The following is a 21,188-nucleotide window of genomic DNA, read 5'->3' on the forward strand; positions in this document are numbered from 1 at the left end:
GACTACTCCGGCTGAACGTAAGGACTGTGCGAGGACTGTGAACGACGACGTGGTGGAGCCGGCGACGGTGTGGTCAGGGGCGTGGGTCGCCGAGCGGCTCGGCGTGGAACTGGCCGGGGACGAGGGGTTGAGCGACCTGCTCGGCCTCGCCCTGCGCCGCAACCCGAAACGGGCGCACCTCCTGGTGTCCAACGTCCTGGGCAAGCATGTGCCGCAACTGCCCTCCGTCGTGTACGCGGCCGGGCGTGACCTCGGTGTTCGCGTGCGCGCGCTCCTGGGCGACGCGGAGGCCCGGCGCGCGGTCGTGCTCGGGTACGCGGAGACGGCGACCGGCCTCGGGCACTGCGTCGCGGACGGCATCGGCCTCGCGCCCTACCTGCACTCCACGCGCCGCCCCGTCGACTCCGTGCGCCGGGCGGGCGGCTTCGAGGAGAGCCACTCGCACGCGACCTCGCACCTGCTGCTCCCCGAGGACCCCCGGCTGCTCACCAGGGACGGCCCGCTGGTGCTCGTCGACGACGAGTTCTCCACCGGCAACACGGTCCTCAACACCATCCGCGCCCTGCACGACCTGCACCCGCGCGAGCGGTACGTCATCGTGGCCCTCGTCGACATGCGCTCCCCGCGGGACCAGGGCCGCCTGGCGGACTTCGCCCGGGAGATCGGCGCGCGGGTCGACCTCATCACCACGGCGTCCGGCACCGTGAGCCTCCCGGACGGCGTCCTGGAGAAGGGCCAGGCGCTGGTCGAGGAGTACGAGGCCTCGGCGCTCCCCGCCCCGCGCAAGGAGGGCGGCTCCGTCACCCGGGTCGACATCGGCTGGCCCGCGGGGGTGCCGGACGGCGGGCGCCACGGGTTCGCCCCCGAGCACCGGACGGCGCTCGAGGCGGCGCTGCCGGGGATGGCCGACCGCCTCGCCGAGGCGCTGGTTCCGGCAGCCGGCCCGGAGGGCGGTGCGGGTCCCGCCCGCGTTCCCGCCCGCGTCCTCGTGCTCGGCTTCGAGGAGCTGATGTACGCGCCGCTGGCCCTGGGCGTGGCCCTCGAGGAGCGGCTGCCCGCCGGGAGCACGGAGGTGCGGTACTCCACCACCACCCGCTCGCCCGTCCTCGCCGTCGACGACCCCGGCTACGCGATACGCAGCCGCCTCGCCTTCCCCGCCCACGACGCACCCGCCGACGGACCGGGCGACAGGTACGCGTACAACGTCGCGGGCGGCGGCTTCGACGCGATCGTCCTCGTCGTCGACTCCGTGGCCGACCGGCCCGAACTCCACGCCCCCGAGGGCCTGTTGGCGCAGCTCGCCGCGCACGCCCCGCAGGTGCTGCTCGCCGTCGTGCCCTCGTACGTCCCCGAGCAGACCCCCGAGCAGACCCCTGAGCACGTCCCCGAAAGGCCCTCCATGCTGCCCGAGCCCCTCCGCGGCCCCGCCTTCTCCTCGTACGCGGCCGAAGACGTCGGCTGGCTGCTCCAGGATCTCTCGGACGTACGTCTTGAGGCGCCCACCGAGGAGCGCGAGGAGGCGATACAGAGCGGTGGCGCGCACTACGCCGAGTCGCTGCCGGTCGAGTACCAGCCGAGCCCGCAGTACCAAAAGCTGTTCCGTGCCGCCCTCGGCACCTCCGCCGCCCGTATCGCGCAGGCCGTCGGCACCGTCACCGAGACCGTGCTCGCCGAACGGCCGTCCCGCCCCGTGCTCGTCTCCCTCGCCCGCGCCGGCACGCCCGTCGGTGTGCTGATGCGGCGCTGGGCGCAGCACCGGCACGGCCTGGACCTGCCGCACTACGCCGTGTCGATCGTCCGCGGCCGCGGCATCGACGCCAACGCGCTGCGGTGGCTCGCCGCCCACCACGACCCGGCCGACGTCGTCTTCGTCGACGGCTGGACGGGCAAGGGCGCGATCACGCGTGAACTCGCCGAAGCGGTGAGGGAGTTCGAGGAGTCCGGCGGTCCCGTCGGCTTCAACCCGGAGATCGCGGTGCTCGCCGACCCCGGATCCTGCGTGCGCACCTACGGCACCCGCGAGGACTTCCTCATCCCCTCGGCCTGCCTCAACTCGACTGTGTCCGGCCTGATTTCGCGCACCGTGCTGCGCGCGGACCTCGTCGGGCCCGACGACTTCCACGGCGCGAAGTTCTACCGCGAACTCGCCGACGGCGACGTCTCCCTCGACTTCCTCGACGCCATCACGGCCCGCTTCGACGAGGTCACCGACGCCGTCGACGTCCAGGTCAAGGAGCTGCTCTCGGCCGACAGGGCGCCGACCTGGGAGGGCTGGGCAGCGGTGGAGCGGATCAGCGAGGAGTACGGCATCCACGACGTGAACCTGGTCAAGCCCGGCGTCGGCGAGACGACCCGCGTCCTGCTGCGGCGCGTTCCCTGGAAGATCCTGGCGCGCGCGGGAGCGGGCGCCGACCTCGATCACGTACGACTCCTCGCGGAGCAGCGGGGCGTGCCGGTCGAGGAAGTGGACGAACTCCCCTACACCTGTGTCGGACTGATCCACCCTCAGTTCACGCGCGGAGCCACCGGCACGGACGGCAAGGCGGTGGCCTCCAAGTGACTACGTCTCCCAAGGTCCTGGTCGCGAGCGACCTCGACCGCACCCTCATCTACTCGGCCGCGGCCCTCGGTCTGACCATGCCCGACGCCCAGGCACCGCGCCTGCTCTGCGTCGAGGTGTACGAGAGCAAGCCGCTGTCGTACGTCACCGAGGCCGCCGCCGGTCTCCTGGACGAGGTGGGCCGCCGCACGGTCTTCGTGCCGACCACCACGCGGACGCGCGAGCAGTACGGGCGCATCCATCTGCCGGGCCCCGCACCGGAGTTCGCGATCTGCGCCAACGGCGGACACCTGCTGGTGGACGGGGTGTCCGACCCCGCGTGGCGCGCGGACGTGGACCGGCGGCTCGCCGCCGAGTGCGCCTCGCTCGACGAGGTCCGCGCGCACATGGTGCGCACCGCCGACCCGGCCTGGCTCCTGAAGGAGCGGGTGGCCGAGGATCTCTTCGCCTATCTGGTCGTCGAGCGTTCCCTGCTGCCGAAGGAGTGGGTCAAGGAGCTCGCGGTGTGGGCGGAGGAGCGCGGCTGGACCGTCTCGCTGCAGGGCCGCAAGATCTACGCCGTGCCGAAGCCGTTGACCAAGAGCGCGGCGGTGCGTGAGGTGGCCCGGCGTATCGGCGCGGACGAGATCCTCGCCGCCGGTGACTCGCTCCTCGACGCCGATCTGCTGCTCGCCGCCGATCGTTCCTGGCGGCCGGGGCACGGCGAACTCGCGGACACGGGCTGGACGGCGCCGGGGCTCACCGTGCTGCCGGAACGGGGGGTCGCGGCGGGGGAGGAGATCCTGCGCAGGTTCCTCGGCCGCGATCTTGCCGACGGCTGACCACTGGTGGACCCCCTGCCGCTAGCCTTGGCCCATGCCCCGATACGAATACCGCTGCCGTTCCTGTGGCGACACCTTTGAGCTGAGCCGCCCGATGGCCGAGTCCGCCGCCCCCGCCGCCCCCGCGGCCTGCCCCGCAGGCCACGAGGACACGGTAAAGCTGCTGTCCACCGTGGCCGTCGGAGGCACAACCTCGACACCTGCTCCCGCCCCGGGCGGCGGAGGCGGAGGGGGCTGCTGTGGCGGAGGCTGCTGCGGTTAGCGGTCGGTCGATCTGCCTGGGGGACTGCTTGCGGGTGGGCGTTCTGCGGGAGGGCGCCCAGCGGTAGGGCGCTAGCGGTCCACGGTCCCGGGCCCGCCCCGGGCGGTGGTGGCGGCGGAGGCGGCTGCTGCGGCTTGCGGGCCCGTCGGTCTGCTTGTTGGTGGGCGGCCTGTGCGAGGTCTGCCTGCGGGAGTGCGCTCTGCGAGAGGGCGCTAGCGCACCGTGGTCCCGGGCCCGCCCCGGGCGGCGGAGGCCGCGGTGGCGGCTGCTGTGGCCGAGGCTGCTGCGGCTAGCAGGCCGGTCGGTCTGCTTGCGGGCGGTCTGCCTGCGGGAGGCGCCCAGCGGGAGGGCGCGCTAGCGCGCCACTGTCCCGGGCCGCCCCGGGCGGCGGTTGCTGCGGCTCGTGGGCCGGTTGGTCTGCCTCCGGGCGGTTGCCTGCGCGAGGCCCGCTGCGGGAGGGCGCCCAGTGGGAGGGCGCTAGCGCACCACCGTCCCGGGTCCCGCTCCCAGCAGTTCGAGTTCCGCGCGCGTGGGTGCCCCTTCCCAGTCCCCGTGCGTTGCCACGGCGAAGGCGCCCGTGGTCACCGCTCGGTCCAGGCGTCCCGTCAGGTCCTCCCCGTCGAGCAGCGCCGACAGGTATCCGGCGACGAACGCGTCCCCCGCGCCCACGGCGTCCACCGCCCGCACCGGGCGTGCCGGGGCGTACAGCTCCCCGGCGGCGTCGTATGTGGTGGCCCCGTCGGCGCCGAGCTTGACGACGACCTCGCGGACGCCCTGCGCGAGGAGCACCCCGGCCAGGGCGGAGGCCTCACCGGCGTCCTTCGTCTCCGGTACGCACAGCGGCAGTTCGTCGTCCGACGCGATGAGGACATCCACGTACGGCATCCAGGTGCGCATGACTGCCGCGGACTCCTCCGCGCTCCACAGCCGTGAGCGGAAGTTGACGTCGAGGCAGACCGTCGTGCCGTGCTCCCGGGCCAGTTCGAGGGCGCGGCGGCACGCGTCGCGTGCGGACGGGCCGAGGGCCGGGGTGATGCCGGTCAGGTGCAGGACACGGGGCGAGCCGGAGGACGCGAAGGCGGCCTCGACCGCCGTCGCCGCGAGGCGTGAACCGGCCGAGCCCGCGCGGTAGTAGTGCACGCGGGTCACCTCCGGCAGCCGGGGCTCGAAGAGGATCAGGCCCGTGGGCGCGTCCGGATCACGTGTGGCGGCGCTGACGTCGACGCCTTCGGCCCGCAGCGTGCGCAGCACCAGCTCGCCCGCCTCGTCGTCGCCGACCGCGCCCGCCCACCGCGCCGCGTGGCCAAGGCGCGCGAGGCCGATGGCCACGTTCGACTCGGCGCCCGCGACGGACACGTCCATCGAACCGCCCAGCTTCAGCGGACCGCTGCCGCGCAGGGCGACCATGCTCTCGCCCAGGGTGAGGACGTCGGCGGCACTCCCGGGAGCCATGGCGCTCATCGGCCCGACCCCGTGACCGCCACGAACCGCGCCGCGCGCTTGCGCAGCGCGTCCAGGTCGCCGCCGTCCGCCGCGTCCCCGATCAGCGGGGAGCCGACTCCGACCGCGACCGCGCCGAGCGCCAGATACTCCTCGGCGGCGGCCGCGTCCACGCCGCCCACCGGTACGAAGGGGAGGTCGGGGAAGGGGGCTCGCAGTGCCTTGAGGTAGGCGGGGCCGCCCATCGCCGACGCGGGGAAGATCTTCAGCGCGGTGGCGCCGGCGGCGCTCGCCGCGATCACGTCGGTGGGGGTCAGGACTCCGGCCGCCACGGGCAGTTCACGGCGCAGGGCCTTGTCCACCCCGGCTCCGAGGCCCGGCGTCACGATCAGGTTCGCCCCCGCGTCCGCAGCCCGCCGTGCGTCGTCCGCCGTGAGGACCGTGCCCGCGCCGAGCCAGGCCGCACCGCCCAGTTCAGCGCGTGCCCGCCGCAGGACGCCCAGGGTGTCCGCGCCGCTGAGGGAGACCTCGACGAGCGGCACACCGGACTCGACGAGCGCCATGACCGTCCGGAAGGAGGCTTCCGCGTCGGTGCCGCGCACGATGGCGACGAGGCGCCGGGTCCGCAGGGCTGAACTGAAGGCAGTGGTGAGGTCGGACATGCCCCAAGGCTCGCACAGGGGGCTCAGCGTCCCTGCTCAGGGTGGTGAGCCGCAGAGGGGTGAGCTCCAGAGCGGTCAGCCCCAGGGTGGCGTGCCCGCCAGTACGGGTTGTCGTGCGGCAGGGCCGAGCCGACCCGCCCGTACATCCCGAAGATCATCAGCAGGACGCCCACCACGAAGCTGAACAGCACGTTCTGGATGCGGAAGGCGAGGAAGTTGAAGCTTGTGTCCAGGAGGGCGAGGTTGACGAAGCCGCTGAGGATGAAGGCGCAGCCGAGAACCATGTTGAGCGTCGACGCGAAGTTGCCGCCGATCACCATGCCGGCGAGCAGGATCAGCCCTACGCAGATCGACAGAACGCTGAGCGCGCCGTTGGTGTTCAGACCGGCGACGGTGTCGCCCCCGGTGTCGAAGAAGCCGACCTTGTCGATCAGGCCGAGGATGCCGAACGCGATCAGGACGAGCCCCATCAGGCCCGCTCCGACGCGGTAGATCGTGCTGAGACGGTGGTCGACGGGCAGGTGTTCGTTCAGCGTGACGCGCCGTCTGGGCCGCTTCGTCCCTGAGTGAAGTACATGCGTGGCCATGTCCGCCTCCCGATGTCGGCGTACGTAGCTCCAGGATCCGCCCGCGGGCCACGGACCGCCACCAGGCGCCCCCGGGGACCGCCCGCCTTGGGCCTCAGGCCCCTTGTCCGCGCTCCTCCCTGATCTGGGTGACCACGCGGCCCACCGCCTGCCGCACGCCTTCGGTCTCGGTCAAAAAATGCCAGTAGTCCGGGTGGCGCCCCTCCAGGGAGGCCACCGCGCGGTCCAGGCGGGCGACGGACTCGTCCAGCGGGCGGGCGTGCCGCTGCTCCGGGGTCTGGCGCCCCGCCATGGCCAGGCGCTGGGCGTCGCGGATCGCGAAGCGGGTGCGCTCGATCTCCTGCTGGGGGTCCTTCGCCACCGCGTTCAGCCGGTGCAGCCGGTCGCCGGCGGCCGAGACCGCCTCGTCCGTCGAGTTCAGCAGCGCGCGGACCGTCGAGAGCAGGGAGGTGGCGTCCGGCCAGCGCTGCTCGTCGCGCGCCTGACGGGCTTCCTCGAGCTTGATCTCGGCCTGGCGCACATTCTCGGCGGCCTGGTCCGGCACGCGCTGGAGGTCCTGCCAGCAGGCGACGGTGAAGCGCCGCCGCAGCTCGCTGAGGACCGGCTCGACCTGGCCGCTGCGGGTGGTGAGGGCCTGCGCGCGCGTACGCAGCGAGACCAGGCGGCGGTCTATCTCGGCGGCACGCTCGGGCAGCCGCTCGGCCTCGGCCCGCACGGCTTCGGCGTCCCGCAGGACACGGTCGGCGCGCTGCAGCGTCTGGGGCACGCCGTGCTGTCCCGCTCCTTGGTTGAGCTTGGTCAGCTCGGGCCCGAGGGCGGCCAGACGGGCGGCGAGATCGTCGGCCTTGAGCCCGGCGCCTCGCACGGCGTCGAGGGCGTTGCTGGCGGCGAGGAGGGTCTGGCGGGCGCGCTCGACGGCCGGGGCGAGCCGGGCGAGCTGGGTCTCCGCCTTGTCGAGCAACGGGCCGAGCCCCTGCTGGAACCGGTCCAGGTCCTGCTTGGCCTTGTCCAGCTCGGCCTTGGCCTCGGTGAGCTCGGTCCGCGCACGGGCGGCGACGGAGACCTCCAGGTCGTCGCGGTCGAGATCATGGGCGTCCACCGCGCTGATGTACTGGTGGCTCGCCTCGTCGATGCGCCGCCCGATGGCCTCGAAGTCGGACACGGCACGCCGGGCGGCGGGCGTGGAGTCGACGGCGACGATGGTCTCGATGGAGATGCGCAGGTCCCGCTGGGCGGTGTCCAGCTCGTAGAACGCCGCGGCCGCCGCGTCCTTGGCGGCCTGTGCGTCGGCCCGCACGCTCTCCCCGCGCCCGCCGAACCACCGCCGGGTGCCGCCGCCCGCGAAGGCAGCGGGGAGGGCGAGGGCGAGAAGGGGGAGAGGCAGGAGGGCGAGCGCCACCGCGTCGCGCAGAGGGCTCGGGCGGACACCGGGGCGGGAACGAGGTGCGGGGCGGGAGCCAGGTGCGGGGCGGGAACGAGGCCGCACGCTCCCGCAGCGACGTACATCCTCGTCAGGCAGTGCTGATCCACTCGACGTGTCCGGTGTGTACGGCTGCGAAGGTGTCGCCGTCACTATCCCTCTCCCGTGCTGTCATCCGCCTTGCCCGGTGTCACATTCTCCCACCGGTTAATGACGAACACACGGGCCTGTTAGTTCGCGCTGCGCACCGAGACTTTGCCGTCTTCGCTGCGGGCGGACACCTGGGGCGTTGCATCACTGCCGGTGAGGGCGGAAACATCATGCCCCCACCGGCCGGGGAGCCGCTCCCGTACGGGTTTGCGGCCCCGGGCCACAGTCAAGGTAGGCTGTCGAAACATCCCGGGCGCGTAGCTCAGCGGTAGAGCGCTGCCCTTACAAGGCAGATGTCGGCGGTTCGAAACCGTCCGCGCCCACAGTGACGCCGTGCAGGCAAGCGGCAGGACCGGCCTTCCACCCCTCGATCGGGTGGGGGGCCGGTTTTCGTGTGCGGGGGTCTGGGGCGTCGTGCGCGGGGCCCTGGCGCGTCAGGTCTCGACCTGGGGGCTGGGTGTCCAGCCGGGCTCCGAGTGGCTGTCGTTCGTCGGTTTGACCGTTCCGGCCCTCAACTGGGCCTGGAGTTCCTCGATCTCCTGCCGCATGGCCTTCAGCTGCTCGTAGGTGTCGAAGAGGTAGCGGACCTTGGTGCGCAGCGTCAGCGGGTCGATGGGCTTGAGGGCCACGTCGGCCACGCCGAGCAGGAAGGCGGCCGCAGCGACCTCGCGGCTGACGTCGAAACCGGTCAGCAGGACGATGGGTATGGCGCGTGTCTGGTCCAGGCGCCGTACGTAGCGCACGACGTCGAGGCCGCTCACGCCCGGCATGCGCACATCGAGCAGGATGAGCCCGACGTCCCCGCGCAGCACCACTCTGAGCGCGTCGTCGCCGTTGGTGGCGCTCACCAGCGGATAGCCGAGAGGGGCCAGCGCGCTCTCCAGCGCGAACAGGGTGTCTTTGTGGTCATCGACGACGAGGATCACGGATCGGCTCTGCATGGATGGGGCCCCCTCTCTCAACAACCACGTTATGCCGAAGTCGAGTTGGAGAGTCCCTTCGTTACCGCAGGGCTAAACCTGAGTTCAGGACGGCGGCAACAGAAGCACCGGAAGTCCCGGCAGCATCAACGGATGCCGCCTGCGCCCGCGTTGAGGCGGGCGCGGACGGCATCGGAACGCGACGGAGCCGGACGGCCTGACGATTCAGCCGGTGCTTTCGCAAAACGGCTAATGCTTTTGCGCTACGGCTGGTTGCCCCCTGCCTTCGCGTACTCCTGGGCCATGCCTCCCGCGAAGTCGTACACCACGACCTGCTCCTCGCCGACCACCCAGGCGTCGTGGCCGGGCGGGCACACGAAGACGTCACCCGGTCCGACCTCGGCCTCGCCCCCGTCGTCCATGCGGACGTGCATCCGCCCCGCGACGACATAGGCGTTGTGGTGGATCTGGCAGCTCTCGGTGCCCGCGAGCGGGGCGACGGATTCGGACCAGCGCCAGCCGGGCTCGAAGGTGCCCACGGCGAAGTCGAGTCCTGTGAGATGTACGGCTTCGAGGTGTCCGCGCGGGAAATCGCGTCGCTCGTCCGGCTTTTCGACCGCCTTGACCTCGATCATGACAACTTCCTCCGTCCGGGCCCTGCCCACACGTACCGGAGTCAGTCGGAGCCGCCGCGGGGCCCACGGCCGACGTCATCACCAGCCGACCCCTTTCCTTCCATCGTCCGCCCGCGGACCGGAGGGCGCCACTTCGAGGTTGCCGCCCGATCGATCGGGTGGTCGTACAGAACTTCGGGGATCTTGGGTGAGTTGAAGGGTTCGGCATGGCCTGTGTGGGGCCCTCGCCGGAAAGGATTCATCTCATGAAGATCGCCAAGGCCACCGCCGGTCTCCTCGGTGTCGGGCTCGCTCTGGGGACGGCCTCCGCCGCGCACGGCGCGTCGGTTGTGGAGGACGTCAAGAACCCCCTCGACCAGGTCGCCGTCGACCCGGCCACCGGGGAGCTGCGGGCGAACAACCCCTCGGCTCTCACGTCCCCGGTCGACAACGCGGCGCAGGGCGTGGCGCAGAGCGCCGTCGCGCTGCTCGGGGGGCTGCCGGCCGCGCCGCTCGGAGGGCTTCCCGTCGGGGCGCCGCTCGGAGGCTGAGGCGGGGCGGCGCGCAGTAGGGAACGGCGGTGGGCGGTGACGTCGCATTGGTGGGGGCGGTCACCCGCTGGCGACCGCCCGTTCAGCGGCCGGAACCCGGGTGTGTGCGCTTGTACCTGCGGTCCCAGCGCTCCTGGCGTTCCTTGCGGATGCGGTAGTCGCGGTAGGTCTTGGGGAAGCCGCCGCCTCCGCCACCCCCGCCCCCACCGCCTCCTCCGGCACCAGGGGCCGCGCCCGCGCCGCTTCCGCTGCTGCTCTTGCCTGAGCCCCCGCGGTCGTACTGCTGGACCATGAAGAAGACGAGCGCCGCAGCGGCCAGCCACAGAAGTGGCTGACTGAAACCCAGGCCGACCAGTGCAAGGAGCAGGACGACCAACCAGAAATTCATGGCAGCACCTCCTCGGCGTAGGGGGAGTCAACGCCCGCCGTCACCCGGTGTCAATGACTTTCTCGTGGATGTGTTTGAGCCGTGCGCGCGCCGCCACCGCGTCGGGTCCCGTCACCTGTTCCCAGAAGCGGTGACAAGTGACAAACACCGCCAACTCCCGCTCCCGGGCCCGGAGTTTCTCGACCTCCGCCTGTTCGTCCGGGGTCCAGCCGGGGGAGGCCGGGCGCTCCACCTTCCGCCAGCCGTGGTCGTCGCTGAAGCCGTCGAGGGGCGTGACCGACCAGGGGAGCCGCTTCAGCAGGGCCAGGAGCTCGGCCCGGACCTGGTGCAGTTCCTCCTGACCCGCGAGGAGGTCGTCCGGAAAGTCGTATGCAGGGGTTGCAGGCACCCCGTAATGCTACTCCTGTTCGAATTACGAGTGCGAGCGCTTCCGTAGCGACACGACTTCCGGCACGGCTGTGGACACGACGTCCGGCACGACTTCCCGTGCGCGGCTCACTCGCGGCAAGCTGTAAGCATGTGCCGCAGCATCAAGACGCTCCGTCCGCCCGCCATCCCCGAGGACGCCACCGAGGAGGAGGTCCGGGCCGCAGCGCTCCAGTACGTGCGCAAGGTCTCGGGGTTCCGTGCCCCGGCCGCGCACAACCGCGAGGTCTTCGACCGTGCCGTGGACGCGGTCGCCGAAGCCACCGCCGAGCTGCTCGCCGGGCTCGAGGTGCGCGGAGGCAAACCGCGGGCCGCCGAGCAGGCGTCCGAGGAAGCCCCGGCGGCCTAGTTCGCCGCGGTCGCCGCGGTTGCCGTACCAGGCGTGCCCGCCGGGCCCGCGCCCGTCGCGGTACGCGGCCGGCGGACCAGGAACGCCGCCCCCGCGCCCGCCGCGAACAGCGCGAGCAGGGAGACGCCCGTGGCCAGCCACGTCGCGCCGAGCCACTGCGCGCCGAAGTAGCCGAGCGCGACGCTGTACCCGGCCCAGGCCACGCCCGCGAGGGCCGACCAGGGCAGGAACTCGCGCACCTTGCGGTGTGCGGCTCCTGCCGCGAGCGAGACGATCGAGCGGCCCGCGGGGGCGAAGCGCGCGATGACGACCAAGGCGCCGCCACCCCGGGAGAGTGCCGTGCCGAGTCGCTCCTGCGCGGTGGTGAGGCGGCGCGAGCGGGCGATGGCGCGGCCCAGACGTTCGTTGCCGCGCCAGGCCAGGCGGTATACGGCCAGGTCGCCGAGGACCGAGGCGGTGGCCGCGCAGAGCAGCAGGAGCAGGATGTCGGGGACCGCGTGCGGCACGCTCTGCGCGCTGGTGCCCGCCGCGGCGGCCGCCGTGGCCGCCGTGATGACCAGGACGCCGCTCGGCAGCACGGGCACGACGATGTCGAAGAGCACGGAGAGCGCGACCACCGCGTAGATCCACGGGCTGCTGGTCAGTGAGCCCAGATTCTCAAGCACCGAAAATTCCCCGTAACTCCCCGGCCGACGACTTGCCTGCCGCGACGTCGCGGGGGAGCGGCAGGGGCGGCTTGGTGACAGCTGTACAGCGTACGCCGCGCTCTCCCGCGGAGATCCACGGGGGGCTCATATGTTCGCTACCTCACGTTCACCCGGCTGCCGCCCCCGATGGGGCATACGACGCCGAAGTCCCGTACCAACATCATCACCAACTCAAGCGACCGGCAGGTCGGCGGACGGTACGGAAGGAGCGGGGCGATGGTGGCAGGAATGCTCGCCGGGGCCGTGGCCACGGCGGTGCTCGCAGCGGGCGGTGGCGTCGGCGGAGGCGCGGCCGGCGAGGGTGCGCCCTTTTACGAGATGAAGGTCGGGGGGCGGTTCGCGCCGCCCGCGGCCTCCATGTACGTGTGGGCGGTCACCTACGACACGAAGCTGGTCCCCGCCGGGTCCCAGATCGAGATCGAGCAGAGCGGCAGGCCGAACGACATGTCGGTCACGCTCCGGGTGAAGGGAATGCAGCCTGGCCATGCGTACGGCGCGCACGTCCACCAGAAGCCGTGCGGCGTCGACCCCGAAGCGGCGGGCGGGCACTACCAGCACCGCAAGGACCCGGTCCAGCCTTCCGAGGACCCGGCCTACGTGAACGCGGAGAACGAGGTGTGGCTGGACTTCACCTCGGGCACGGACGGCTCGGGCACGGCGACGGCCCGCCATGACTGGGAGTTCCGGCCGGGCGAGGCCAGGTCCGTCGTGCTGCACCGCGAGCGGGGCGGCGCGGGGGAGCGGGTGGCGTGCTTCACGGTGCCGTTCCTTCCCACCCACTGACGCCATCGGGGACCCGACGGTCCTCGGGGCGTGACGGGGTCTGACCGTGCGACGGCGCCCCCTTCCTCGTACGCGTACGAGGAAGGGGGCGCCGTTTTTTGCGCAGGTGCGCCTGAGCGCGCGTCCGCGTCAGGCGGCCACCGGGGTCCGCTCCGGGGCGCCCTTGTCCGCGCTCTCGCCGCGCGCGGCGAAGAGCCGGTCGAGGCCGAGCGCGCCCGAGCCGGTGAAGACGAGCAGAAGCATGGCCCAGCAGAAGATCGCGGAGGCCTCGCCGCCGTTCTGCATCGGCCACAGGGCCTCCGGCTGGTGCACCTTGAAGTAGGCGTACGCCATCGAGCCCGACGAGATGAACGCGGCGGCGCGGGTGCCGAGGCCGAGGGCGACCAGGCCGCCGCCGATCAGCTGGATGACGGCCGCGTACCAGCCGGGCCAGGTGCCCGCGTCGACCGTGCCGCCGCCCATCGCGCCACCGAGCACTCCGAAGAGCGAGGCGGCGCCGTGGCAGGCGAAGAGCAGGCCGATGACGATGCGGAAAAGCCCGAGGGCGTAGGGCTGGGCGCTGTTGAGACGTCCAGTCATGGTGGGGGACTCCTTCGGTTTTTGGGGACGGTAACCGAGTGGAGGCCCAAGGTTAGGTGAACCTAATCAATGCTTGCAAGTTCAACATCTGGCCATTCGGGCGATTCCACTTCCCCCGCGGACGGGATCACTCCCCGCGCCGACGGGATCCTCGCGACGCCCGCCGCCGTCCGCAGTACGGCCCGCGCCACCGCGTCCGCGTCCGACAAGGTCACCGAGTCGACGCCCGGCCGGGCCCCGGCCGCCGTCACCCAGTGCACACCCTCGGTGGGCACCCCGAACGCGAACCTCCGTGCGTGTGAACGGCCTTGACGATCAATCAGGTGATAGGGGCGGGGAGTGACGTCGACGCCTCCGGTTTCGTGGCCGTCGACGACGTGGGCGCGGCACTGCCCCGTCCGCAGGAGCTGCCCGAGCAGTTCGTCCGCGGTGCGCCGCACGTCGGGTTCGGGAAGCCGGGCCTCGATCACTGTGGTGACGGACACAGCCGACCCCGGTACGTCGGGGGAGTGCGCGAGATACGCCCCGTCCGCGGTGGGGCGCACATCGAGACGCGGGCCCAGCACCTCGACGACGCCCGCCTCGATGAGCGCGGTCAGCTCCTCGATGCGGCGCCGGGGCGGGCCGATCGAGAGGTAGGCGTTGAGCGGTGTGTACCAGCGGTCCAGGTGCTCGCGGCGCGAGATACCGGACAGGCCGCCGTGGTCGAGGATCAGGCGGAGTTCGTTGCGCAGGTCGCGCAGCACGTCCAGGGCGGACTTCAGCGGGCTCGCGACATTGCCGAGCGCGGCCTGCGCGGTGTCCTCGCGCAGATACGCGAGCAGCCAGGCGCGGAAGTCGTCCGGGGAACGGAAATTACGGCCGGAATGCGGCTGCGCGAGGCGGTCCCAGGACCAGCGCGCGGCCTCGGGGACCCCGAACTCGGCCAGTGTCAGCTCTTCTTGAGGGCTGCGGTGCGGCGCCGCGAGGAAGGCGTTCCGGAACTCCTCGCCGCGCCCGGCGGGATGGACGAGGGCGGCGTAGTAGACCGTCTCGACCTCCTTGGCGACCAGCGGCCATATCTCGTCGAGGAAGTCCGGGGCGTCGCCGCTGTCCGCGCGCTTGCGGAACCGGGCTATGACGTCGGGGGTCAGGACGAGCGGCTCATGCCGTCCGTACGGGCCCTTCGCGTTGTCGCCGCGCGCCTGGTACGGGATGCCGCGCCGCGACCCCGCGTACAGCTTCGGCTCGTGCCCCGAGGGCTGATAGCGCAGCCCGCCCCCTGGCGCTGGTACGAAGCGTCCGCCGCGTGCCTGCGTCAGGAGCGCCATGTGGTCGAAGAAGTTGAGGCCGAGCCCACGCAGCAGGACGTGCTCGCCGGGGGCGATGGCCGAGAGGTCCACGTCGGCGGGGTTGGCCGGCGGTATGTGGCGCAGGCCGTGCCGCGCGGCGTGCGCGGCGAACTGTTCCTGCGCGCTGTCGCCCACCGCGGGGAGGTGCCCCTGGGCGAGGACGACGGCGCTGAGCCCGGAGAGTGCGCGGCCGCTGTCGAGCACGAGGGACTGCGGGCCGTCGCTCGGTCCGTCGAGCCGCACAGCGCGTGCCGCGTGCACCTCGACCCGGACCGACCCGGGGGCGGCGCGCAGGGTTTCGGCGAAGACCCACTCCAGATAGCGGCCGTAGCAGGCGCGCGTCGGGTAGTCGTCAGGGCCGAGTCCCGGCGCGTGCCCGGCGGCGGCCCACGCGTACAGGCTCGGCCCCGGCCGGATCGGTCCGGCGCAGTCGACGCTCTCGTCGGTGAAGAGGGTCACCTGGGAGGCGACCGTGTTCATGAGCAGCTCGGGCGGCTGGGCGGTCCGCCAGACGCGTCCCGGTCCCGGGGGCGAGGGGTCGACGACGTGAACCGTCAGCCGTGCCCCCGGCGGCAGCAGTTCGGCCGCCGAGGCACAGAGGCGCTCGAGGACACTCGTCCCGCGGGGCCCCGCGCCGACGACGGCGACTGCGACTGAGGCTGGGTCTGCGACTGGGCCTGCGACGTCGTGGTCCGGTGCGGCCGATGCGGATGGTGCGGACAAAGGCGTGACTCCCGGGCATTGCAGGGGGCGGTGGGGGGATGTGGGGGATCTGTGGGGTGTTGGGGGCGGTGGAAGCGGACGGTCCGCCTCATCATGCCGCCGCGGCACCGCAAGGCGAACCCCGCAGCGGAGGATCACCGGGCGGGTGTGTCCTGTGTCACGTGAGGTGTGTGAAGCGCCGGTGCCCTATGAGGGGTTATGGAAAATAAAGGTGCGTCCTCCGCGTCACGAAAGCTGTGACTCCTGGGTCGTCTTCAGGTGGGTGCCGACGCCCTTCACCACCTGCGCCTGGTCCAGGCGTACGTGCGCCGAGCGGCCCCGCAAGGTCAGCGTCATGAGCTGGTTGCCGAACCAGGGCCCGCCCGTCTTGCGCCAGTTGATGGCCGCTGGTGCCGAACGGCCGTGACGTACGAAGCGACGGCCCAGCGCCCGCCCCACCCTGCTCCAGCCGAAGTGGAAGCCCAGCTTTATCGACGCGGGGATGGAGTTGTGGACGGGGGAACACGTCAGCTGCAGGACGCGGGATTCGGGGCCGCCGCCGTCCGGCCACGTGGGTTCCGCGATGTACGCGTGGTGGACGTCGCCGGAGAGCACGCACACCGTCGCCGGGGCGCCGGGCCCCGTGCCCGCCTCGGCGATCAGGGACGTCAGCGCGTCGAAGGACGCGGGGAACGCCGCCCAGTGCTCCAGGTCCGAACGCCTGCGCAGGTTCTCGCCGAAGCGGGCCCAGCGCGCGCCGCGCTCGCCACGGCACAGCGCGGCGTTCCAGCCCTCGGCGTCATGGATGAGGTGCGGCAGGAGCCAGGGCAGCGACGTGCCGATCAGAAGGTGGTCGTAGCCACCACCCGTGCTGCCCGAGCCGCCTTCACCGCCCATGCCACTTGCGCCGCCCACACCGTCCAGCGCCTGCTGGCGCAGCCAGCGGGCCTCCTCCGGGTCGATCATCGCGCGGTTCTGCTCGTCCAGGACACGCGCCGCCCGTGTGTCGATCATGAGCAGGCGTACGCGGCCGAAGTCCCGGCGGTAGCTCCACCGGGTCGCCCCGGGATCGGCGTCCGACGCGGAGGCGAAGGCGCGCAGCGCGTCCGTGCCGTCGGGCGTCGAGCGCAGCGTGGCGTACAGCTCGTCGCGTTCGAGCTCGGCGGGCGGCAGGTTGCCGATGTGCTGGTAGACCCAGTACGACATGAGCCCGCTCAGCACGCGCTCCCGCCACCAGGGTGTCGCGCGCATCTCGGCGAGCCAGGCCTCGCTGGTGTTCCAGTCGTCTATGACGTCGTGGTCGTCGAAGATCATGCAGCTGGGCACGGTGGACAGCAGCCACCGCACCTCGGGGTCGAGCCACGATTCGTAGTAGAGGTGGGTGTACTCCTCGTAGTCCGCGACCTGGTCGCCCGGCGGGTCGGCCAGGTTCCTGCGGGCCGCGAGCCAGCGCCGCGTCGCCTCGGAGGTGTTGTCCGCGTACACCTGGTCGCCCAGGAGGAGCAGGACGTCCGGGCGGTCGGCGGGCGTGCCGGTGGCGATGCGGGCGGCGAGGGTGTCGAGGGCGTCGGGCCCGACGGGATCGTGCTCGTCGCTCGGCGGGGCGGCCCAGCGGCAGGACCCGAAGGTGACCCGGAGTGCCTCGTCGTTGCCGCCCCCCTCGCCTGTGCCGTCGCCCGGCGTGCGGATGGTGCTCGGCGGGAAGGGCGAGTCCGGCAGCGGCCACACCGGGGCGCCGCTGTCGCCGAGCCGCACCTCGTACGCGGTCTCCGTGCCCGGCCGCAGCCCGGTGACCGGGATGAGCGCGTAGTGATGGCCCGCGATCTGGAACGTGTTCGCCGTGCCCTTGGCGCCGTCGGCGCACCGCACCTCGGCGGTGCAGGGACGGTCGGCCTCGACCCAGACCGTCGCCGTCGAACCGTCGACATACCTCAGCAGCGGACCCAGGCGCAGCCGTGCCACGATGATCACTCTCCTCCGTCGCCCCGTACGGTACGGAACGACGGAGGCCGGTGGGGAGGTTCCGGGGATTCCCGCTGGTTACAGGCCGGTGACCTCACCGCTCATGCGAGCCGGTGGTTTCCCGAGATCTCCCGTGGTCGCAGCAGCCGGTCTCAGCAGCCGATCCCAGCAGCCGGTCTCAGCAGCCGTTGAGGACCGACGCCAGCTTGGTCTTCTCCGCCGCGTTCACCGTCAGGCCGTAGTGGTGCTTCACGTCCACCCACATCCGGGCGTAGTAGCAGTGGTACGACGTGGTGGGCGGCATCCACTCCGCCGGGTCCTGGTCGCCCTTGCTCTGGTTGACGTTGTCGGTGACGGCGATCAGCTGGGGGCGGCTGAGATCGTTGGCGAAACCTTCCCGCTTGGCGGTGGTCCAGCCGCTCGCGCCGGACTTCCAGGCCTCGGAGAGCGGGACCACGTGGTCGATGTCGACGTCAGAGGCGGCCGTCCAGGTGCCGCCGTCATACGGGGACTTCCAGGTGCCGGACGTGGCCGCGCAGCTGGAGTCCTGCTGGACGTTCGTGCCGTCGCGCTTGAGGACGACCTCGCGGGTGTTGCAGGCGCCGGACTGGGTGCTCCAGTGCGGGAATTTCTCGCGGCTGTAGCCGTCGGACGAGCCCTCGGCCTTCTCGGTGAGCTGGCCCAGGTAGGTGCGGGCGGTGGCGGCGGAGACCGGCGCCGGGGGAGCGGCCTGGGCGGGCGCGCCGGTGAGGAGGGCCGCCGCGGAGGTGAAAGCGGTCAGGGCGGTGATCGTGGCGAGACGTCGACGCGCGTAGACAGCGGACATGCGAACTCCCTTGATGTGGGGGGATGTTGGCCGGTGAGGCGGCCATGCTGACGCGGTGGGGTTTCCTGTGGATGTGCGTCGAGTGACAGGGTCGCGTCAATCAGGTGGTCAGTTCAAGAGTTCTGGCGCTGTGTCATGTGCATTCACACGTACGGGAGTTGGGTCGGGTGACCTGGATCACATGCCGGGGGGTCGAAAGGCCCTGGTCCGGGGTGTTCGTACGTCCCGTACGATGGATGGCGCAGAAGGGGAGTAGCTCTTCGCCGGACCGTCGACATACTGCTCAGCTCGCCTGAGCCGGCGCCCGGAGGCAGACCCCGTCGTTCCATGCGGTGTACCGCCATGGACCGGGTCGGCCAGCGAGACCTTCGGCAAGCAGTGCCCGACGTACATGACCGTGTACGTCCGTGTGTGCTGCCGTGCCGAGGTGTCGTACGTGAGGTACAGATGGCTCTCGGTGGGGCAGCCCCGACCGATTGAGGAACCTTGATCAGCATCAGCGTGACGGCGCTCGTCTTCGGCGTCGTCTTCCTTGCCGAACTCCCGGACAAGACAGCGCTGGCCGGGCTCGTCCTCGGGACGCGCTACCGCGCCTCGTACGTCTTCGCCGGGGTCGCGGCCGCCTTCGTCGTCCATGTCGTGCTCGCCGTGGCGGCGGGCAGCGTGCTGACGCTCCTGCCGCAGCAACTGCTTCACGCGCTCACCGGCGTCCTCTTCCTCGGCGGGGCGGCGATGCTGCTCCTGAAGGGCGGCGAGGACGAGGAAGAGGTCCGTGAGCCCAAGGACCAGAGCTTCTGGAAGGTCTCCGGCGCGGGGTTCATGCTGATCCTGGTCGCGGAGTTCGGTGACCTGACGCAGATCATGACCGCGAACCTGGCCGCGCGGTACGACGATCCGCTCTCCGTGGGCCTCGGCGCGGTGCTCGCGCTGTGGGCGGTGGCCGGGCTCGGCATCGTCGGCGGAAAGGCGCTGATGAAGCGCGTGCCGCTGTCGCTCATCACCAAGATCGCGGCGCTGCTGATGCTGGGGCTCGGGGTGTGGAGCCTGTACGAGGCGATTGCCTGAGCTGCCCGCTCGATTGCCTGAGCTGCCGACGCGATCCGGGTGCCCCGGGGCTGGGGGGCCCTGCAAGGGGTGTGACCTGCGGTGCTGGCGTCTGCTGGCCCCTTTTTGTATCGTGGAGAAACAAAGTGGCTCCGCCCGTGTTCCCTGACCGGCGGGCGGAGCTGCCTTGATTCTTTCCCCGCGACATCTCTGCACCTCCCTCTGTGCTCTGGAGTACGCCGATGACGGCTGAGACCGCCTCTGTTCTGACCGCCCGGGCTCTCCTTCTGGACATGGACGGGACCCTCGTCAACTCCGACGCGGTGGTCGAGCGCTGCTGGCGGCGCTGGTCCGAGCGGCACGGGCTCGACTTCGACGAGGTCATCAAGGTCGTCCACGGACGCCAGGGGTACGCCTCGATGGCGGTGCTGCTGCCGGAGCGGCCCATGGAGGAGAACTACGCGGAGAACCGCGAGATGCTGGCCGCCGAGACCGCCGACATGGAGGGCGTCGTCCCGGTGCCGGGCGCCGCGGCCTTCCTGGCCTCCCTGGAGGGGCTTCCGCACGCGCTCGTGACGTCCGCCGACGTGCCCCTGTCCAACGGGCGGATGGCCGCGGCCGGGCTGCCGCTGCCGGCCGCGCGGATCACCGCGGAGAGCGTCAGCGCGAGCAAGCCCGACCCCGAGGGGTTCCTCAAGGGCGCCGCCGAGCTGGGCTTCGACCCCGCCGACTGCGTCGTGTTCGAGGACTCCGGCGCGGGGATAGCCGCGGGGCTCGCGGCAGGCATGCGGGTCGTGGGGATCGGCCCCCGGGCCGGGGAGTTCGGGCCCACCGTGCATGTCGCCGACCTGACGGAGGTACGGGTGGAGCCGGTCGAGGGCGGCGGGATGCGGCTCAGCTTCGGCTGAGCATCGGTCGGTCTTTGGTCGTCGGTCTTTGGCCTTCGGCCTTTGGTTGGCCTGCTGCTTCCGCTCGGCTGTGCGGCTGTTGGCTGCGGGCTTCGGCGCCTTGCACCCTTGTGGTGCGGGGCGCTTTTTGTTTCCGCCCTACGGCTCCCTCGTCTCCGCCTCCAATGCCGCCCGCGTCTCCTCCCCGTAGACCCCCCTGCCGTCGCCGTGCGTCGCGCGGGCGTACTGGTAGCGGGCCACCGCGTCTTCCACCTGGCTGTCGTACGTGCCGTCCGGCTCGTCCATGTAGAGGTACAGCTGTTGCAGGCGTTCCTGGAGTTCCGCGACCTCCGCGCCCCTGTCGCCGCGGCGCAGGACGCGGTCGGCCTTGGGTTCCGCCGGTTCCACCGAGCCCGTCGCCCGTGCCGTCGAGCGGCTCGGCGGGCGCGTGGACCGCGGCTTCGGCGAGGCCGAGTGCGACGGCGTGGGGGACGGGCTCGCCTTGGGTGAGGCGGACGATGACGGGGATGTGGACGGGGACGCCGAGGGGCCCGCGGACGGCGTCGTGGGTCGTGGTGCCTTCGAGGTGGACTCGGACGGGCCGGTCACCGGGCGGGTCGGCACGTCCGGCAGGGCCTGCTCCCGCTGCGGCTTGTCGGGCGAGAGCAGTACCGCGGCGAGCACCGCCACGGCCACCACCGCCACCACGGCGCTCACGGCCGCGTACAAGCCCGCACGCCCGCGCCGCGGCGCCGGTCCGGCGTCGTACGGCGGAGGAGGCGGGGCGTCGTCCGTTTCCGGTGCTGAGAGGGTCCCGCCCTCGCCCCGCGCGAACAGCCCCACGTCCGCCGAGCGTGGCGGAGCCGCGGCCTCCGGCGGGAGAGCCTGGGCGGGGACCGGGCCGGGCTCCGGCGCCGGCTCCTCCGCGAGGCCGGGCTCCGGCAACGTCACGTACGGACGGATCCGCAGCGGATCGAAGTCCTCCGCCGCGGCCGCGTCCGCGGACCTCGCGTCACGCGCCGCGTCCGCGGCCCGTTCCGTACAGCCGCAGGCAGGCGCGGTGCCCGGTGCGCGCGACGCACCGCATTCAGGACACCGCCGGTCCTCCCGGTCGTCCCCGGGCCCGCCGTCCGGACGTCTTTCCGTGCTGCTCACTCTTCGTACCCCACCCCTAGAGAACTCCAGCGATTATGCAGACCCAGGCTTCAACAGGCCAT

Annotated in this window: 22 protein-coding genes and 1 tRNA gene; 9 read left to right on the forward strand and 14 right to left on the reverse strand. The window is 72.0% G+C overall.

Going from position 1 to position 21,188, the window contains the following annotated elements; all coding sequences use genetic code 11:
• Positions 1–37 precede the first annotated feature (37 nt).
• From AB0M70_RS07610 to AB0M70_RS07620, 3 genes are read left to right on the forward strand one after another with little or no spacing between them, the layout of a single operon-like run.
• Positions 38–2,560: a phosphoribosyltransferase gene (locus AB0M70_RS07610; protein WP_365817348.1), complete on the forward strand. Its 2,523-nt coding sequence runs from the start codon at positions 38–40 to the stop codon at positions 2,558–2,560.
• A complete protein-coding gene (locus AB0M70_RS07615; RefSeq protein WP_365817350.1) occupies positions 2,557–3,381 on the forward strand; it encodes an HAD family hydrolase in 825 nt (274 codons plus the stop codon). Before AB0M70_RS07610 ends, AB0M70_RS07615 begins: the two co-directional genes overlap by 4 nt.
• Before the next feature lie 34 nt (positions 3,382–3,415).
• Positions 3,416–3,643 carry an FmdB family zinc ribbon protein gene (locus AB0M70_RS07620; protein WP_365817352.1) on the forward strand — a complete coding sequence of 76 codons (228 nt, stop codon included), beginning with the start codon at positions 3,416–3,418 and terminating at the stop codon, positions 3,641–3,643.
• Between the two features lie 477 nt (positions 3,644–4,120).
• Here the strand turns inward: AB0M70_RS07620 and AB0M70_RS07625 are convergent, their stop codons facing one another.
• From AB0M70_RS07625 to AB0M70_RS07640, 4 genes are all read right to left on the reverse strand, one after another.
• Entirely contained in the window at positions 4,121–5,104 is a 984-nt protein-coding gene (locus AB0M70_RS07625; RefSeq protein ID WP_365817354.1) for a sugar kinase, read from the reverse strand.
• Positions 5,101–5,745, reverse strand: a complete 645-nt coding sequence (locus tag AB0M70_RS07630) for a bifunctional 4-hydroxy-2-oxoglutarate aldolase/2-dehydro-3-deoxy-phosphogluconate aldolase (RefSeq protein WP_365817356.1) — start codon at positions 5,743–5,745, stop codon at positions 5,101–5,103. The genes AB0M70_RS07625 and AB0M70_RS07630 overlap by 4 nt, the downstream gene beginning before the upstream one ends.
• A gap of 23 nt (positions 5,746–5,768) precedes the next feature.
• Positions 5,769–6,332, reverse strand: a complete 564-nt coding sequence (locus AB0M70_RS07635; protein WP_365817358.1) for a DUF4383 domain-containing protein — start codon at positions 6,330–6,332, stop codon at positions 5,769–5,771.
• A 94-nt stretch (positions 6,333–6,426) separates the two neighbouring features.
• Positions 6,427–7,743 carry a hypothetical protein gene (locus AB0M70_RS07640; protein WP_365817615.1) on the reverse strand — a complete coding sequence of 439 codons (1,317 nt, stop codon included), beginning with the start codon at positions 7,741–7,743 and terminating at the stop codon, positions 6,427–6,429.
• Between the two features lie 410 nt (positions 7,744–8,153).
• Here AB0M70_RS07640 and AB0M70_RS07645 point away from each other — a divergent pair.
• Positions 8,154–8,225, forward strand: a tRNA-Val gene (locus AB0M70_RS07645).
• 111 nt (positions 8,226–8,336) lie between these two features.
• On the opposite strand, the gene AB0M70_RS07650 is transcribed toward AB0M70_RS07645, so the two are convergent.
• Together AB0M70_RS07650 and AB0M70_RS07655 are read right to left on the reverse strand one after the other, a co-directional pair.
• Positions 8,337–8,843 carry a response regulator gene (locus tag AB0M70_RS07650; RefSeq protein ID WP_365817360.1) on the reverse strand — a complete coding sequence of 169 codons (507 nt, stop codon included), beginning with the start codon at positions 8,841–8,843 and terminating at the stop codon, positions 8,337–8,339.
• Between the two features lie 242 nt (positions 8,844–9,085).
• Entirely contained in the window at positions 9,086–9,457 is a 372-nt protein-coding gene (locus tag AB0M70_RS07655) for a cupin domain-containing protein (protein ID WP_365817362.1), read from the reverse strand.
• A 245-nt stretch (positions 9,458–9,702) separates the two neighbouring features.
• Between AB0M70_RS07655 and AB0M70_RS07660 the strand changes: the two genes are divergently transcribed.
• Complete coding sequence (locus AB0M70_RS07660) at positions 9,703–9,987, forward strand: hypothetical protein (RefSeq protein ID WP_365817364.1); 285 nt, start codon at positions 9,703–9,705, stop codon at positions 9,985–9,987.
• An 82-nt stretch (positions 9,988–10,069) separates the two neighbouring features.
• On the opposite strand, the gene AB0M70_RS07665 is transcribed toward AB0M70_RS07660, so the two are convergent.
• Positions 10,070–10,375, reverse strand: a complete 306-nt coding sequence (locus AB0M70_RS07665) for a hypothetical protein (RefSeq protein WP_363208486.1) — start codon at positions 10,373–10,375, stop codon at positions 10,070–10,072.
• A gap of 40 nt (positions 10,376–10,415) precedes the next feature.
• Entirely contained in the window at positions 10,416–10,763 is a 348-nt protein-coding gene (locus AB0M70_RS07670; RefSeq protein ID WP_365817366.1) for a hypothetical protein, read from the reverse strand.
• A gap of 129 nt (positions 10,764–10,892) precedes the next feature.
• On the opposite strand from AB0M70_RS07670, the gene AB0M70_RS07675 reads away from it, so the two are divergent.
• Positions 10,893–11,150, forward strand: coding sequence for a DUF2277 domain-containing protein (locus AB0M70_RS07675; protein ID WP_365817368.1), 258 nt, complete (start codon positions 10,893–10,895; stop codon positions 11,148–11,150).
• On the opposite strand, the gene AB0M70_RS07680 is transcribed toward AB0M70_RS07675, so the two are convergent.
• Positions 11,147–11,815 carry a VTT domain-containing protein gene (locus AB0M70_RS07680; protein WP_365817370.1) on the reverse strand — a complete coding sequence of 223 codons (669 nt, stop codon included), beginning with the start codon at positions 11,813–11,815 and terminating at the stop codon, positions 11,147–11,149. The genes AB0M70_RS07675 and AB0M70_RS07680 overlap by 4 nt on opposite strands.
• A gap of 258 nt (positions 11,816–12,073) precedes the next feature.
• Between AB0M70_RS07680 and AB0M70_RS07685 the strand changes: the two genes are divergently transcribed.
• Positions 12,074–12,640 carry a superoxide dismutase family protein gene (locus AB0M70_RS07685; protein ID WP_365817373.1) on the forward strand — a complete coding sequence of 189 codons (567 nt, stop codon included), beginning with the start codon at positions 12,074–12,076 and terminating at the stop codon, positions 12,638–12,640.
• A gap of 129 nt (positions 12,641–12,769) precedes the next feature.
• On the opposite strand, the gene AB0M70_RS07690 is transcribed toward AB0M70_RS07685, so the two are convergent.
• The 4 genes from AB0M70_RS07690 to AB0M70_RS07705 form a co-directional block, all read right to left on the reverse strand.
• Positions 12,770–13,219 (reverse strand): DoxX family protein, encoded by a 450-nt coding sequence (locus AB0M70_RS07690; RefSeq protein WP_365817375.1) that lies wholly within the window; start codon positions 13,217–13,219, stop codon positions 12,770–12,772.
• Between the two features lie 62 nt (positions 13,220–13,281).
• Positions 13,282–15,273 carry an FAD/NAD(P)-binding protein gene (locus tag AB0M70_RS07695; RefSeq protein ID WP_365817377.1) on the reverse strand — a complete coding sequence of 664 codons (1,992 nt, stop codon included), beginning with the start codon at positions 15,271–15,273 and terminating at the stop codon, positions 13,282–13,284.
• 225 nt (positions 15,274–15,498) lie between these two features.
• Positions 15,499–17,214 carry an alkaline phosphatase D family protein gene (locus AB0M70_RS07700; RefSeq protein ID WP_365817379.1) on the reverse strand — a complete coding sequence of 572 codons (1,716 nt, stop codon included), beginning with the start codon at positions 17,212–17,214 and terminating at the stop codon, positions 15,499–15,501.
• Between the two features lie 178 nt (positions 17,215–17,392).
• Positions 17,393–18,040, reverse strand: a complete 648-nt coding sequence (locus AB0M70_RS07705) for an HNH endonuclease family protein (RefSeq protein WP_365817381.1) — start codon at positions 18,038–18,040, stop codon at positions 17,393–17,395.
• A 486-nt stretch (positions 18,041–18,526) separates the two neighbouring features.
• Here AB0M70_RS07705 and AB0M70_RS07710 point away from each other — a divergent pair, with 486 nt between their 5' ends.
• Together AB0M70_RS07710 and AB0M70_RS07715 are read left to right on the forward strand one after the other, a co-directional pair.
• Positions 18,527–19,105 (forward strand): TMEM165/GDT1 family protein, encoded by a 579-nt coding sequence (locus AB0M70_RS07710; RefSeq protein WP_363208477.1) that lies wholly within the window; start codon positions 18,527–18,529, stop codon positions 19,103–19,105.
• 221 nt (positions 19,106–19,326) lie between these two features.
• Positions 19,327–19,992: an HAD-IA family hydrolase gene (locus AB0M70_RS07715; RefSeq protein WP_365817383.1), complete on the forward strand. Its 666-nt coding sequence runs from the start codon at positions 19,327–19,329 to the stop codon at positions 19,990–19,992.
• Positions 19,993–20,130: 138 nt separating this feature from the next.
• Here AB0M70_RS07715 and AB0M70_RS07720 read toward each other — a convergent pair whose 3' ends face one another.
• Complete coding sequence (locus AB0M70_RS07720; RefSeq protein WP_365817386.1) at positions 20,131–21,126, reverse strand: peptidoglycan-binding domain-containing protein; 996 nt, start codon at positions 21,124–21,126, stop codon at positions 20,131–20,133.
• Between the last annotated feature and the right edge of the window lie 62 nt (positions 21,127–21,188).

The organism is Streptomyces sp. NPDC051214 (assembly GCF_040682375.1).
Classification (GTDB): domain Bacteria; phylum Actinomycetota; class Actinomycetes; order Streptomycetales; family Streptomycetaceae; genus Streptomyces.